At 58.6% G+C, this 13,135-nt stretch carries 13 protein-coding genes; 10 read left to right on the forward strand and 3 right to left on the reverse strand.

Annotated elements, in window-relative coordinates; genetic code table 11:
• Nucleotide 1: 1 nt before the first annotated feature.
• The gene (ettA, locus tag ACR0KC_RS17400) at nucleotides 2–1,669 is read right to left on the reverse strand and encodes an energy-dependent translational throttle protein EttA (RefSeq protein ID WP_480772032.1); all 1,668 of its coding nucleotides are present in this window, start codon (nucleotides 1,667–1,669) and stop codon (nucleotides 2–4) included.
• Between the two features lie 138 nt (nucleotides 1,670–1,807).
• On the opposite strand from ettA, the gene ACR0KC_RS17405 reads away from it, so the two are divergent.
• The 3 genes from ACR0KC_RS17405 to dacB all read left to right on the forward strand — a co-directional run bounded on the left by ACR0KC_RS17405 (nucleotide 1,808) and on the right by dacB (nucleotide 4,477).
• Nucleotides 1,808–2,278 carry an MOSC domain-containing protein gene (locus tag ACR0KC_RS17405; protein WP_223117574.1) on the forward strand — a complete coding sequence of 157 codons (471 nt, stop codon included), beginning with the start codon at nucleotides 1,808–1,810 and terminating at the stop codon, nucleotides 2,276–2,278.
• 32 nt (nucleotides 2,279–2,310) lie between these two features.
• Nucleotides 2,311–2,931 carry a nicotinate-nucleotide adenylyltransferase gene (locus tag ACR0KC_RS17410; RefSeq protein WP_170514044.1) on the forward strand — a complete coding sequence of 207 codons (621 nt, stop codon included), beginning with the start codon at nucleotides 2,311–2,313 and terminating at the stop codon, nucleotides 2,929–2,931.
• 67 nt (nucleotides 2,932–2,998) lie between these two features.
• Nucleotides 2,999–4,477: a D-alanyl-D-alanine carboxypeptidase/D-alanyl-D-alanine endopeptidase gene (gene dacB, locus ACR0KC_RS17415; protein WP_480772033.1), complete on the forward strand. Its 1,479-nt coding sequence runs from the start codon at nucleotides 2,999–3,001 to the stop codon at nucleotides 4,475–4,477.
• Here dacB and ACR0KC_RS17420 read toward each other — a convergent pair.
• On the reverse strand, nucleotides 4,474–4,896 hold the full coding sequence (locus ACR0KC_RS17420) for a tellurite resistance TerB family protein (protein WP_170395941.1): 423 nt from the start codon (nucleotides 4,894–4,896) through the stop codon (nucleotides 4,474–4,476). The two genes, dacB and ACR0KC_RS17420, sit on opposite strands and share 4 nt — an antisense overlap.
• A 281-nt stretch (nucleotides 4,897–5,177) precedes the next feature.
• Between ACR0KC_RS17420 and ACR0KC_RS17425 the strand changes: the two genes are divergently transcribed.
• From ACR0KC_RS17425 to ACR0KC_RS17440, 4 genes are all read left to right on the forward strand, one after another.
• A complete protein-coding gene (locus tag ACR0KC_RS17425; protein WP_480772034.1) occupies nucleotides 5,178–6,044 on the forward strand; it encodes an alpha/beta fold hydrolase in 867 nt (288 codons plus the stop codon).
• A gap of 187 nt (nucleotides 6,045–6,231) precedes the next feature.
• Nucleotides 6,232–7,806 (forward strand): lysine--tRNA ligase, encoded by a 1,575-nt coding sequence (locus ACR0KC_RS17430; protein WP_480772035.1) that lies wholly within the window; start codon nucleotides 6,232–6,234, stop codon nucleotides 7,804–7,806.
• A 48-nt stretch (nucleotides 7,807–7,854) separates the two neighbouring features.
• Entirely contained in the window at nucleotides 7,855–8,256 is a 402-nt protein-coding gene (locus ACR0KC_RS17435) for a DUF4864 domain-containing protein (RefSeq protein WP_480707186.1), read from the forward strand.
• Nucleotides 8,257–8,392: 136 nt separating this feature from the next.
• Entirely contained in the window at nucleotides 8,393–10,678 is a 2,286-nt protein-coding gene (locus ACR0KC_RS17440) for a glycosyl hydrolase family 28-related protein (RefSeq protein ID WP_480772036.1), read from the forward strand.
• 38 nt (nucleotides 10,679–10,716) lie between these two features.
• On the opposite strand, the gene ACR0KC_RS17445 is transcribed toward ACR0KC_RS17440, so the two are convergent.
• Complete coding sequence (locus tag ACR0KC_RS17445; protein ID WP_170408267.1) at nucleotides 10,717–11,379, reverse strand: hypothetical protein; 663 nt, start codon at nucleotides 11,377–11,379, stop codon at nucleotides 10,717–10,719.
• A 155-nt stretch (nucleotides 11,380–11,534) separates the two neighbouring features.
• Between ACR0KC_RS17445 and ACR0KC_RS17450 the strand changes: the two genes are divergently transcribed.
• From ACR0KC_RS17450 to ACR0KC_RS17460, 3 genes are all read left to right on the forward strand, one after another.
• Nucleotides 11,535–11,861 (forward strand): antibiotic biosynthesis monooxygenase family protein, encoded by a 327-nt coding sequence (locus ACR0KC_RS17450; RefSeq protein WP_170395957.1) that lies wholly within the window; start codon nucleotides 11,535–11,537, stop codon nucleotides 11,859–11,861.
• 65 nt (nucleotides 11,862–11,926) lie between these two features.
• Nucleotides 11,927–12,334, forward strand: a complete 408-nt coding sequence (locus ACR0KC_RS17455; protein ID WP_170395959.1) for a universal stress protein — start codon at nucleotides 11,927–11,929, stop codon at nucleotides 12,332–12,334.
• Between the two features lie 72 nt (nucleotides 12,335–12,406).
• The gene (locus ACR0KC_RS17460) at nucleotides 12,407–12,850 is read left to right on the forward strand and encodes an excalibur calcium-binding domain-containing protein (protein WP_255612008.1); all 444 of its coding nucleotides are present in this window, start codon (nucleotides 12,407–12,409) and stop codon (nucleotides 12,848–12,850) included.
• Nucleotides 12,851–13,135 lie beyond the last annotated feature (285 nt).

Below are 13,135 nucleotides of genomic sequence, written 5' to 3' on the forward strand. Positions count from 1 at the left end.
ATCACCGCGCAAACTTCTTGTGCTTCAACCGCTTGGGCTCCAGCGCGTCCGGTCCCAGACGGCGTTTTTTGTCCTCTTCGTAGTCCTCGAAGTTGCCCTCGAACCACTCCACATGGGCATCGCCCTCGAAGGCCAGAATATGCGTGCAAATCCGGTCAAGGAAGAAGCGGTCGTGGGAGATCACCACGGCGCAGCCGGCGAAATCGACCAGCGCGTCTTCCAGTGCGCGCAGGGTTTCAACGTCCAGGTCGTTGGTTGGTTCGTCGAGCAGCAGGACGTTGCCGCCCTCTTTCAGCAGGCGGGCCATGTGGACACGGTTGCGCTCACCACCCGACAGTAGAGAGACCTTCTTCTGCTGGTCGCCACCCTTGAAGTTAAACGACGAGCAATAGGCGCGGGAATTGACCTGCGCGTCGCCCAGTTGGATGATCTCGGCGCCGCCGGTGATCGCCTCCCACACGGTGTCGTTGTCTTTCAGGTCGTCGCGGGACTGGTCGACATAGGACAGCTCGACCGTGTCGCCCAGCGTGATGGTGCCGCTGTCGGGCTGTTCCTGACCGGTGAGCATCTTGAACAGGGTCGATTTACCGGCACCGTTGGGGCCGATGACGCCGACGATGCCGCCGGGTGGCAGGGCAAAGTCCAGCCCTTCGATCAGTTGCTTGTCGCCCATGTGTTTCGACAGGCCCTCGACCTCGATCACCTTGCCGCCAAGGCGCTGGCCGTTGGGGATGACGATCTGGGCACGGGTCAGCTTTTCGCGTTCGGACTGTTCGGCCAGCTCATTATAGGCGTTAATCCGGGCTTTGGATTTGGCCTGACGGGCTTTCTGGCCCTGACGCATCCATTCCAGTTCGCGTTGCAGGGTCTTCTGCTTGGACTTGTCTTCGCGGGCTTCCTGCTCCAGCCGTTTGGCTTTTTGTTCCAGCCATGCGGAATAGTTCCCCTCGTACGGAATGCCGCGACCGCGGTCGAGTTCGAGGATCCAGCCGGTGATGTCGTCCAGGAAATACCGGTCGTGGGTGACGATCAGGATGGTGCCTTTGTAGTCGATCAGATGCTGCTGCAGCCAGGCGATGGTCTCGGCGTCCAGGTGGTTGGTCGGTTCGTCGAGCAGCAGCATGTCGGGCGCTTCGAGCAGCAGCTTGCAGAGCGCCACGCGGCGTTTCTCACCGCCCGAGAGGTTGGCAATGTTGGCATCGTCCGGCGGGCAGCGCAGCGCCTCCATCGAGACGTCGATCTGGCTGTCGAGGTCCCACAGGTTCTCGGCGTCGATCGCGTCCTGCAGGGTGGTCATTTCCTCCATCAGCTCGTCCGTATAGTTCTCGGCGATCTCCATGGCGATTTCGTTGAACCGGTCGACCTTGGCCTTTTTCGCGGCCACGCCCAGCATGACGTTCTCGCGGACGGTCAGCGATTCATCCAGTTGCGGCTCCTGCGGCAGATAGCCGACCTTGGCGCCTTCGGCGGCCCAAGCCTCACCGTTGAAATCGGTGTCGAGGCCCGCCATGATCTTCATCAGCGTCGATTTACCCGCGCCGTTGACGCCGACAACACCGATTTTCACGCCGGGCAGGAAGCTCAGGTGGATGTTTTCAAAGCACTTCTTGCCACCGGGATAGGTCTTGGAGACACCCTGCATGTGGTAGACATATTGATAGGCGGCCATGTCGCGTCCTCTGGGTCGGGGAAATCAAGTTGGAACGCTGGATATCCGAGGCGAGCGGGCGGGGCAAGCTGGTGGTTTTGTGAATTTTCTGTGGTCGTTTGATCCGGTAGAACCAACACGACAAGGAGTGGTGGGGTTTTGGCAGAACTTGCGGAACTGATTGCCGGTTGGGCGCAACCGGGCCGGGTGACATGGATTGGTTTACGTCCCGGCCGCAGAGCGGAAATGGATGGGCGCAACGAGGTTTGGGTATCAGCCGATGGGCTCGACGGCGACCGCAGCCGGGCGGGCAAGCGGGCGGTGACTTTGATCCAGCAGGAACATCTGGCGGCGATTGGCTCTTATCTGGGGCAAGGATCGGTTAAGCCTGAGATCCTGCGGCGCAATCTGGTGGTTTCTGGGATCAATCTGGCGGCGCTAAAGGGGCGGGAGGTGCAGGTCGGGGAGGCCGTTTTGCGCTTTACCGTGATATGCGCTCCGTGCAGTCGGATGGAGGAGGCGTTGGGCAAAGGCGGCTATTCTGCTGTGCGGGGGCATGGGGGATGGTGTGCCGAAGTAGTGCAACCGGGGCAAGTCAGGCTTGGCGATGTGGTGCAGCCGATTGATTGACAACACCTCTCAGTTCTGAACATCAGCAGAGGATGGAACGCAGTACCATTCCATATGCGGGGCCCGGGCAGGTCGTGGGGTTGTTCGGAGGGTCATTTGATCCTCCGCATCAAGGTCATGTGCATGTGACGCGCGAAGCGATGAAGGCGTTCGGGCTGGATCGGGTGTGGTGGCTGGTGTCTCCGGGGAACCCTCTTAAGGAGCGGGGGCCTGCGCCTTTGGCCCGGCGGATGGCGGCGGCGCTGGATGTGATGCAGCATCCGCGCGTTGAGGTCACGGATATCGAGGCTCTGACGGGCACGCGGGCGACGGCAGACACTCTGGCAGCGCTGCGGAGGCTTTATCCTCAGGTTCGGTTCGTCTGGCTGATGGGCGCGGACAATCTGGCGCAGTTTCACCGCTGGAAGGACTGGCGGCAGATCATGGACAGCGTGCCTGTGGGCGTTGTGGCGCGGCCGGGGGATCGGATCTCGGCGCGGATGTCTCCGGCGGCTCGGCTTTATGCCAAGTACCGTATCGACGGGCAGGCGCGGCATTTGCTGGGGCGGGCGGATGCTCCGGCGTGGTGTTTTGTGAACGTGCCGATGGTTGATGTCAGTTCGACCGAGTTGCGCAATCGCGGGAATTGGAGCGATGGGGTGTTGCCCGAATGACTCCACTTGACGCATAATCTTAATCAAGTGATTGTCTGCATTTAAGCTCTGGGATTCTAATAGACCCATGGTCGATCGAATTTCGCGTCGTTTGTTTCTGGGTGGATTAGGGGCGTCTCTGGTTCCGGGCGCAGGTCTGGCCGAGGCGCCTTCGGTGTCTCTGCGCCCTGTGCTGCGTGGCCCGCAGCCCAGCGGGGCCGAGCGACTGGTTCAGGCAGCGGGGCTGAAGGGCGAGGTTGTTTTCGCCGTGGCCGACGTGGAAACCGGAACGCCGCTGGAGGTGTTCGGCGAGGGCCAAAGCCTACCACCAGCCAGCGTCGCCAAGGCGCTGACCGCGCTTTATGCGCTGGATGTGCTGGGTCCGGAGTATCGGTTCGAAACGCGCTTGATCGCGGATGGACCGGTCGAAAATGGCATTCTGAAAGGCGACCTGATCCTTGCGGGTGGCGGTGATCCGCTGCTGGATACAGACGCGCTGGCCACAATGGCAGCCAATCTGCGCAAGGCCGGGATCACCGAGGTGAAGGGCGCGTTCAAGGTCTATGATGGTGCGCTGCCCTACGTCTTCAGCATTGATCCGGGGCAGCCAGATCATCTGGGCTATAGCCCGTCGATCAGCGGGATTTCCCTGAATTTCAACCGTGTGCATTTCGAGTGGAAACGCGAGGGCACCGGCTATGGTGTAACCATGGATGCGCGCAGCGCGAATTATACGCCTTCGGTAGATATGGCATCGATGCGAGTCGAGAGCCGCAGCCTGCCGATTTACACCTATCAGCCAAGCGCGCGACAGGATCGCTGGACCGTGGCCAAAGGCGCGCTAGGCAATGGCGGGGCACGCTGGCTGCCGGTACGCAAGCCTGCGCTTTATGCCGGAGATGTGTTCCGCACGCTGGCACGCGTGAATGGGATCGTGCTGGGCCGGGTGCAGGTGACGCGGCAAGCACCGCAAGGGACCGAACTGGTGGTGCATCAGAGCGATCCGTTGGAAAGCATCCTGAAGGGGATGCTGAGATATTCGACCAATATAACCGCCGAAATGGTGGGTTTGGCGGCCACCAAGGCGCGCGGGGTTGCGCCGCAGAGCCTTGAGGACTCGGCCGCAGAAATGAACCTATGGGCGGCAGAGCGTTTTGGCGCGGATGGGATCGCGATGGTCGATCATTCCGGACTTAGCGGTTCCTCACGTATGGCCCCCGCCGGTCTGGTCAATACGCTGGTGGCGGCGGGGCAGTCAGAGGAGCTGCGGCCGTTGCTTCGGTCCTTTACGCTGGCCGACAAAAACGGGCAGCCGGTCAAGGATCATCCGATCAAGGTCGACGCAAAAACGGGTACTTTGAACTTCGTCTCGGGTCTTGGCGGTTACATGACAACGGCAGATGGGGTGGATCTGGCGTTTGCGATCTTCACAGCCGACACCGCGCACCGCGCCACGATCCCGCGTGCGTCGCGCGAGCGCCCGGACGGCGCGCGGGCTTGGAACCGGCGGTCTCGCAAATTGCAGCGCAATCTGATTGAGCGGTGGGGTACGCTCTACGGCAGCTAGGTTGTATGCCGCGCCCGTGCCCCGCGTTCGATAGCGGCAGCGTGCAGGCGGTCGATGCTGAGCTCGTACCGGATTTCTTCCAGCAGGCGCAGTTCGGTTTCGGCCAGAGTGCCGTCAGCGGCGGCGACATCACAGGCCAGCGCGTAGGCGGTTTCGTTCAGGCGTTCGGGCAGGTTGTCACGGATCAGTCCGAAGAGGGCATCCAGCCCGTCAACCTGCTCAAACAAATCAAACACGATCTGCGAGACGCGGCGGGTTCGGTCGATATCGTAACCCGCGAACACCGGCAGCATGTTGACCGCGCCTTCGATCTTGACCAGCTCTGCAGTTCGGATGTTCTCGTCCGAGGCGGAAATCGCCACCATGATCGCCACAAGGCAATCCTGCGGGGACATCGGATGTGGGGTTTGCTCGGTCATGGTGTCGTCCTGAATGAAACGTTTGTTGCCGCACGATAGGAGCGGGTGCAAGGAGGTTCAACTGGTAGTTTTGGGGTGCAATGAATGCGATCGGTGAGGGTGGGTGATTTCGGCTGTGATGTAAACGCCCGTTGAAAACTCAATCTGACATCGGCGTTTCATTATGCGGACCAATAGTTATGGTGCAAAAGAGGTGAGATCGGCTCGTACTCTTGGATTAAATCTATGCCAGCAGTCCAATGAACTCACCACACAAAGTTATTTCGTTTTCGGAGAACAACTTGACCAATCATATAACTCTTAGAGATGGCAGAACGCTTGCATTCAGCACTTACGGCGATCCAGATGGAACGCCAGTGATTTTCAGCCATGGGTTTTCCGACTCTCACGTAATTCGTCATCCTGACGACAGTCTGACCGCTTCGCTCGGCGTACACTGGATTTCCGCCGACGAACCGGGTGTTGGAGGGTCGAGCCCGAAGAAGGATCGGAGAATGGTGGATTGGGGCGCTGATATGGAGGATCTGGCGGATCAACTTGGCCTCGATACATTCAATGTAGCGGGCCATTCCGGAGGCGGCCCCCACGCTTTGGCTGTAGCATTTCACATGCCTGAACGTGTGCGTAAAGTTGCGCTCGCTTCTCCTGTGGCACCATTCGATGAGCCCGGTGTCACCAAGATGCTGGTACTGAAGGATCTGAAAACCATCGCAAAATTGCGCCACCTGAGCTTACTGATCCGATGGGCAGAGCGTATTGGCGCTAATAGTGCTTTGAAAGACATCCCTTCATATGTGGAGTCTGTCGTTGACCAAATGCCCAATGAAGCCAGAACAATGCTCCGCAATCCAGAGCAGCAAGCCTTGTTCGAAGAGAACTTTCGTCTTGGTTATCTGCAACACGAGGAAGGAGTTTTCGAAATGACGATGGCCCTTTGGGACTGGGGCTTTTCGCCAGGTGACATCCAGCAACCGGTGGAAATGTATTATGGTACGGCGGACGACATTATCTCGCCGGATATGCCGCGACACCTTTGCTCCGAACTTCGCGACTGCACAGCGCATGAGTGGTCGGGTGCGGGACATTATGGCTTTGTGGATCGCGAGCGGTGGACCGAATTTGTCGGCGCGGTCGCTAGTTTGTCTTAGCAAGTCAAAGGCGGCAATCCCACGTTGCGGATATTCGTAATTCAGAGCAGATATTGATGGCATGGTATTCATGCTCATAGAGGCATGAAAATCACCACCCTTTATTGACTCATACTGCACCTGCACAATAACAGGGGCCGGTCCGGGCGCATGGGGTGTCTGGCACGTTTCCCGATGGAGTATCCAAATGTCTGACCTGCGTGAAACCGCGATGACGTCCAAGGCGTGGCCGTTTGAAGAGGCGCGGCGGTTGCTCAAACGGTATAAGCATGGCGCTCCGGAGAAGGGATATGTGCTGTTTGAGACGGGCTATGGCCCCTCAGGTCTGCCGCATATCGGCACCTTTGGTGAGGTCGCGAGGACCACGATGGTCAAGCGCGCGTTTGAGGCGCTGTCGGATATCCCGACCAAGCTGATCTGTTTCTCGGACGATCTGGATGGGATGCGGAAAGTGCCCAGCAATGTGCCGAACCCCGAGGCGCTGCAGGATTATCTGCAATGTCCGCTGACCTCGGTGCCGGACCCGTTTGGTGAATATGACAGCTTTGGTGAGCATAACAATGCGATGCTGCGCCGGTTCCTCGATACTTTCGGGTTCGAGTATGAGTTCTATTCGGCGCGCGAGTTTTACCGCTCGGGCCAGTTCGACGAGATCCTGAAGCGCGCCGTTGAGAAGTATGACGACGTGATGGCCATCATGCTGAAAAGCCTGCGCGAAGAACGTCAGCAGACCTACTCGATCTTCCTGCCGATCCATCCCGAGACCGGGCGGGTTCTGTATGTGCCGATGAAGAAGGTTTGCGCCGATACCTACACTGTCACCTTCGATGACGAGGATGGCAAGGAATGGACGCTGCCCGTGACTGGCGGCAATGTGAAGCTGCAGTGGAAGCCTGATTTTGGCGCGCGCTGGGCCGCTTTGGGCGTTGATTTCGAGATGTATGGCAAGGAACATGCCACTAACGAAAAGATCTATGACGCGATCTGCCGGGCCTTGGGCGGTCGTGCGCCGGAACATTTCAGCTATGAACTGTTTCTGGATGAGAACGGCCAGAAGATTTCGAAGTCGTCGGGCAATGGTGTTTCGATCGATGAATGGCTGACCTATGCGCCCACCGAGTCGCTGGCCTATTTCATGTATCAAAAGCCCAAGACCGCGAAGCGGATGCATTTCGATGTGATCCCAAAGGCGTATGATGAATATCATCAACAGTTGCGGGCCTATCCGGGACAGGACCTGAAGGCGCAGCTGAACAATCCGGTGTGGCATATCCACGGTGGGAATGTGCCCGTATCCACGCTTATGGTTCCTTTTGCGATGCTGTTGAACCTAGCGTCTGTTTCGGGGGCCGAAGACAAAGAGGCGCTGTGGGGCTTTATCCGCCGCTATGCGCCTGAAGCCACTGCCGAGACGCACCCCGATTTGGATCAAGCGGCGGGCTTTGCGGTGCGGTATTTCAACGATTTTGTCAAACCGACGCGCAAGCACCGCGCGCCGACAGAGCAAGAGCACGAGGCGCTGGAGGCGTTGAAGGCGGCGTTGGAAGCCTATGATGGCCCGATGGAAGACGAGGCACTGCAATCGGTGGTCTATTCCATCGGGCGCGAGCGGTTTGATCCGATGCGCGGCTGGTTCACGGCGCTTTATGAGGTGCTGCTGGGGGCGTCGCAGGGTCCTCGGTTCGGTGGGTTCATCGCGCTTTATGGCGTACCGGAGACGATAGCTCTGATCGACAAGGCGCTGGCCGGAGAACTGGTCTGATTTGACCTGATCCCGTGTGGGGCTACTCTTGATTCAGGAGGTGGCCCCATGCGTCGACTATTGCTTGCCCTATCCCTGAGTGCCGGACTGGCATCCGGAGCTTTTGCTCAGAGTGACGAGATCGAGGCCAATATCTCGGCCCAGATACAGGCGTTCAAGGCGGATGACTTTGCCACCGCGTTCACTTTTGCCAGCCCGAATATCCAGCGCATGTTTGGCGACCCGGATAATTTCGGGGTCATGGTTCGGCGCGGTTATCCGATGGTCTGGCGGCCAGCGGAGGTGCGGTTTCTGGAACTGCGCGAGGTCGCCGGGAACCTGTGGCAGAAGGTCATGATCACCGATGGCGAGGGTCGCGTGCATTTGCTGGATTACCAGATGATCCAGCAAGAGGGCCTTTGGAAGATCAATGGCGTGCAGTTGCTGGGTAATTCTGACCCGGCGGCCTGAGGCAACACCACCGTCACGGTGGTAAGAGCCGCGATTAATCCCTTTTCGATACTCAGACCCATGCGCTTGGGCTCAGGGCCCGGGCGGTATCGGGTTTTGGCGCGCGTGCTTGGCGCGATTGGGAAAGGGATTTTACATGAACAAGGCAATCACCGACGGCATCGTGTTCATGCCGCCCGCCTATGCGGCTGGTCTTGGGGTCTGGTCCAGCGGCGACGGCACGCCGGGCTCTCCGACCTATGAGGGGTCGGGCACGGGTGTGTTTGTTCCTGCGGATGCGGATTTTGCAGGCTGTCTGGAGATTTACAAGACGGCAGAACCGCAGCGGCTGCGGTATATGGGGCAGACGCCCTTGTTGCCGGGCTGCTATCTGCAGATCAAGGCGCGGGTGAAGGCGATCAGTGGGCCATTGCCCGAGGTGCGGATCGCGGGCTGGGCCGGTGGTGCCGGAGATGCGCATGTGGACGGGTTGGTCGAGCAGGGCTCGGCGGTGCAGCTGACCGGCTATGGCACCGTCCATGAGGTAACGGCCATCGTGGGCACGGGGCTGCGCCCCGGTGTGGATATGCCGTGGGGCAATGCGGCGCTTTACGGTCACTTTGGTCTGGATATCGAAGGCACCAACGGCGCGGTGGTGCGGGTGGATGATATCGAGATCGCGGATGTGACCTCGGTCTTCCTGCGCGACATGATCGGTTTGGTCGATGTGCGTGATTTTGGGGCGGTCGGGGATGGTGTCACCGATGACTCGGCAGCGTTTGAGGCAGCGGATCAGGCGGCGAACGGTCGCAAGGTTTACGTGCCGCAGGGTGAGTTCCGGCTGGAAGAGAACACCAATATGGCGTCCGAGATCTCGTTCGACGGAACTGTCACGATGCCGATCGACAAGATGCTGCTGCTGACCAAGAATTTCGATCTGCCCACCTATATCACCGCCTTCGGCGATGAAATGCTGGCGTTCAAGAAGGCGTTTCAGGCGCTGCTGAACAGCTCGGACCATGAATCGCTGGATCTGGGCGGGCGCAAGATCGCGGTGACCGAGCCCATCGATATGGCAGCGGCTGTGCCGAACCGGACGGGCTATGCCACCCGTCGCGTGGTGCGCAACGGGCAGTTTGACGTCAAAAGCAGCTCGACCTGGGATACCGAGACCTTCACCTCGATCGCGACCTACAGCCCGTCTGATCCTGATACGCTGACCAACGTGGCCAATGTGGCGAATATACCGGTGGGTTCGCTGGTCACCGGCAGCGGGGTCGGGCGTGAGGTTTATGTGCGGTCGAAAAACGAAAGCACCGGTGAAATCACGCTGAGTGCGCCGACTTATGATGCCGCAGGGACGCAGACCTTCACCTTCACATCGTTCAAGTACCTGCTAGATTTCAGCGGTTTCAGTGCGCTGCAGAAGTTCAACATGGAAGGGATCGAGTTCCAGTGTAACGGTCGGTGCAGCGCGATCCGGTTGTCTCCGGGCGGGAACACTTTTGTACTGAAAGACTGTTTCATCAGTCGCCCGAAGGACCGGGGTATCACATCAATCGGGCGCGGATGTCAGGGGATGCTGATCGATGGCTGTCAGTTCCTATCGACCGAGGAAAGTCTGGACGTGCCGGACCGAAGCTCAATCGCGCTGAACGCCAATGCCAACGACGTCAAGCTGCGCCACAACCGGGCCACGCGGTTCCATCATTTCGCGGTGCTAAGTGGGGACAACAATCTGGTGCTGGGCAACCACTTCTTCCAGGGCGACAACGTCGCGAACGGGGTGCGCAACGCTGGGTTGGTGATCATCGGCGGCTATAACAGTTCGTCCATCGCCGAGAACTATGTCGATAACTGTTTTATCGAATGGACCAACGAGCACGATGCCAACCCGGATTATTTCACCAGCTTCTCGTTCAGCGCGCTGAGCATCACGGATAACATCTTTTATGCCAGCGATGTTGCCCCCTGGTTCAGCTATCTGGTGATCCGCCCCCATGGCACGGGGCATTTCTTGAACGGGCTGACCGTCACCGGCAACAAGTTCCGCGTCAACAACGTGCGGATCGACCGAGTGGACCGGGTCGATACCAGTTTTGCCGATCTTGATCCGGAAAGGCACAAGAGGGTGTGTTTCGAGAACAATACGTTCCACGGCATCGATACGCCTTGCGCCAATCCATTGCGGCTGCAGCACACGCAAAGCTCACCGTCATCAGCCTGGACCGTCAGTTCGCAGGGCCAATTGCCGTTCGGGGGCAGGGCGCGCGGGTGTGATGCGGTTGTTGCCCTGGGAAGCCTCAGGACATCGTTGAATGCGGTGCGCTATACCGCGCCATATGTCGAGTTGCGACAGGGATCGGGCCAGAGCGATATCCGCCTGCGCTGGTCCGAAAGCTTGCGTGGTGCGGTTTCGACCATTCTGCGGATTGATACCTGATTGATGTGGTGGGCCGCCTGAATGTAGGCGGCCCATCTTTAATAGCTGCGCCACAATCCAAATTTGATCCCGATGTTATCATCAGCCGAATTGCGCTCGGCACCCAGAATCCAGGTGAGTCTGCCCGTCTTTGGGCGATACATCAGCGAAGGTCGCACCCTCCAGTACCATGGTCGGTCCGAAACATAAGAAGTTTCGATCTGCAGGAGCGGGTCAAACCGTCGACCCGAGGACAGACCGGCCGTGAAATCCAATTTGCGGATCACTGCCTCATGGGTGCGGTTTTCGAGCGCTGCGTCGACATTGATCCATCCGCCTCCCAATCCGGTTTGAATGCTTTTGCCGTAGGAAAGTGTTGCTTTGTACATTGCCCAACTACTGTACTGGCGATGGTGCGCGCCAACGCCGAACTCGGCCGCCAGACGCCCTGCTGACCCCATGTCTGCAACCGGCACGCGTGCAAAGACCAGCGCGTGCCCATACAAATCCTGATGCTCCTCGGCATCCAGTCCGATCGTGAGTTTCGGCCGCAATCCCCACTCGGTATAAAGCGAGGATTTGTACTTGTAGACGTCTTCCTCTTTGAAAGCGGTCACAGATAACGCGGTGAAGCTTGACCCCTTCTCGCGGAGCCACGCACCGGACCATGCCGGAGTGCACACCATGAAAAGCAGCGGAATGACGAGAACCAGACGAGCCATGGGGGCAGCATCGGCAGACATGGTTAACGGATGGTTAGTTTCTTGTTCATCTTTGAGAAAGATTTTTTGATCCAAAAACATTGTCTATGTGCAGGAAAAGGGTGGCGTTTTCAAAAGCTGTGCTAGGCTCGGGTCAGCTATAAAGGAGGAGCCTTATGCCGCAGATTTCCAAAACCAACAGCTATCAGACTGTCATCACCACCTTCGAGATGACCCCCGGAACCTGCCAGGACCTTCTTGAGGCGCTGACCGATGCTTATGCCGAGTTCATTTCGAAACAGCCGGGTTTCATTTCAGCCGGATTGCATGTGAATGATGCCCAGACGCGGATTGCCAATTATTCACAATGGGAGCGCCGCGAGGATTTCCTGGCGATGTTGCGCACACCGGAGATGCGAGAGCGGAATCGCAGGGTTAACGAGCTGTGCAAGAGCTTTGAACCAGTGATGTACGACGTCGCCGAGACATTCGGTGAGACCTGATCTGAGTCAATGCACGGCCGCCACCGGTCGCGCAGTATAGCGGCACAACTACGGAGGCGCGAGCCATGTATCATAACATTCTTGTTCCCATTTCCTTTGATGCCGAACGGGACAGCTCGGCAGCGTTGAAGCTGGCAGAACTACTGTCGACGCCCGAGGCTGCGGTTACGCTGCTGCATGTGGTAGAGCACATTCCGGATTATGCGATCTCGTACATGCCTGCCGAGTATCTGTCCGAAGCCCGCAAGGCCATTCAGACCGAGCTTGATGCTCTGGCGGCGCGCGTCCCGAATGCGAAGGGGCTGGTGGTTGAAGGCCATTCCGGGCGAACGATTCTGGACTGGGCCGAAGTGAATAAGCCCGACCTGATCATCCTGGCTTCGCACCGCCCGGGGATGCAGGACCTGTTGTTGGGTTCAACCGCGACCCATGTGGTGCGCCACGCCAAATGTGCCGTGCATGTGGTGCGATAAGGTCGAGCTTTTTCCAAGCCGACCCCGATTGCGGCCATGGCTTTGCCACATACCGCGTGTAAGACCTATGGCATGACAACCGGGAAACAAACGAAAGACACCGATCCGAACCCTCGTCTTACACGGCGGCAACGGCGGGCAGACGCGTTGCGCAGGCAGGCTCTGTCCCCGGTGCGTATTCTACTGATGGTGCTGGCCTTGCCCTTAACCACAGGAATGATCGCAATCGGTGTCTACCTGCGCGTTTCAGACTACGAACGTCATGAAGCGGTGATCCATCTGGTGGCGCTGGCTGGGTGTGATGCGGTGGAGATGCTGGGTTTCGGGCCTTTTCGCGAAGGAAGGCCCGGATATCATAAGCGCAATGACCCCGATGGCGATGGTGTCGCCTGTGGCTCGTTTGCCTTGCAGAAACCACGCAATGTCGCGATGCCGGGAGATATCCAAGCCAATCCCCGGAATCTTCAGACCCCGAAACAGCGCACTGTCGGAACGGCAAAGTTTTTGAAGCCTTGAATCGGTGGGGGGCGAAATCTTGAAAAGATTTCGGGGCGCTTTCTTTTCAAGAAAGCGTTGCGTGGCTCAGGTGAGCCAACGCACGGGTGCGCGGTTGCAGAAGATTACGATCTGGCCCGAGTTTTCCGCCACTTGATAACCGCGACGATTGATTTCGGCCATAAAACGCTCCATCCCGGCAAAGCGCTCTATATCGCGCGCCTTGCGACGGATTACGCCACCTTGCTGCACCGCCTTGGAGGCGAATAGATCACGGAGCCAAACCTCAGGCGAGAGGGGAGAATT

It is taken from the genome of Ruegeria sp. CF3 (genome assembly GCF_056537365.1).

Bases quoted from the DNA above. Each gene is read 5' to 3' on its own strand.
- ettA (WP_480772032.1), bottom strand. From the start codon at position 1,669: ATGGCCGCCTATCAATATGTCTACCACATGCAGGGTGTCTCCAAGACC.
- ACR0KC_RS17410 (WP_170514044.1), top strand. From the start codon at position 2,311: ATGGAACGCAGTACCATTCCATATGCGGGGCCCGGGCAGGTCGTGGGG.
- dacB (WP_480772033.1), top strand. From the start codon at position 2,999: ATGGTCGATCGAATTTCGCGTCGTTTGTTTCTGGGTGGATTAGGGGCG.
- ACR0KC_RS17420 (WP_170395941.1), bottom strand. From the start codon at position 4,896: ATGACCGAGCAAACCCCACATCCGATGTCCCCGCAGGATTGCCTTGTG.
- ACR0KC_RS17430 (WP_480772035.1), top strand. From the start codon at position 6,232: ATGTCTGACCTGCGTGAAACCGCGATGACGTCCAAGGCGTGGCCGTTT.
- ACR0KC_RS17435 (WP_480707186.1), top strand. From the start codon at position 7,855: ATGCGTCGACTATTGCTTGCCCTATCCCTGAGTGCCGGACTGGCATCC.
- ACR0KC_RS17440 (WP_480772036.1), top strand. From the start codon at position 8,393: ATGAACAAGGCAATCACCGACGGCATCGTGTTCATGCCGCCCGCCTAT.
- ACR0KC_RS17445 (WP_170408267.1), bottom strand. From the start codon at position 11,379: ATGGCTCGTCTGGTTCTCGTCATTCCGCTGCTTTTCATGGTGTGCACT.
- ACR0KC_RS17450 (WP_170395957.1), top strand. From the start codon at position 11,535: ATGCCGCAGATTTCCAAAACCAACAGCTATCAGACTGTCATCACCACC.
- ACR0KC_RS17455 (WP_170395959.1), top strand. From the start codon at position 11,927: ATGTATCATAACATTCTTGTTCCCATTTCCTTTGATGCCGAACGGGAC.
- ACR0KC_RS17460 (WP_255612008.1), top strand. From the start codon at position 12,407: ATGACAACCGGGAAACAAACGAAAGACACCGATCCGAACCCTCGTCTT.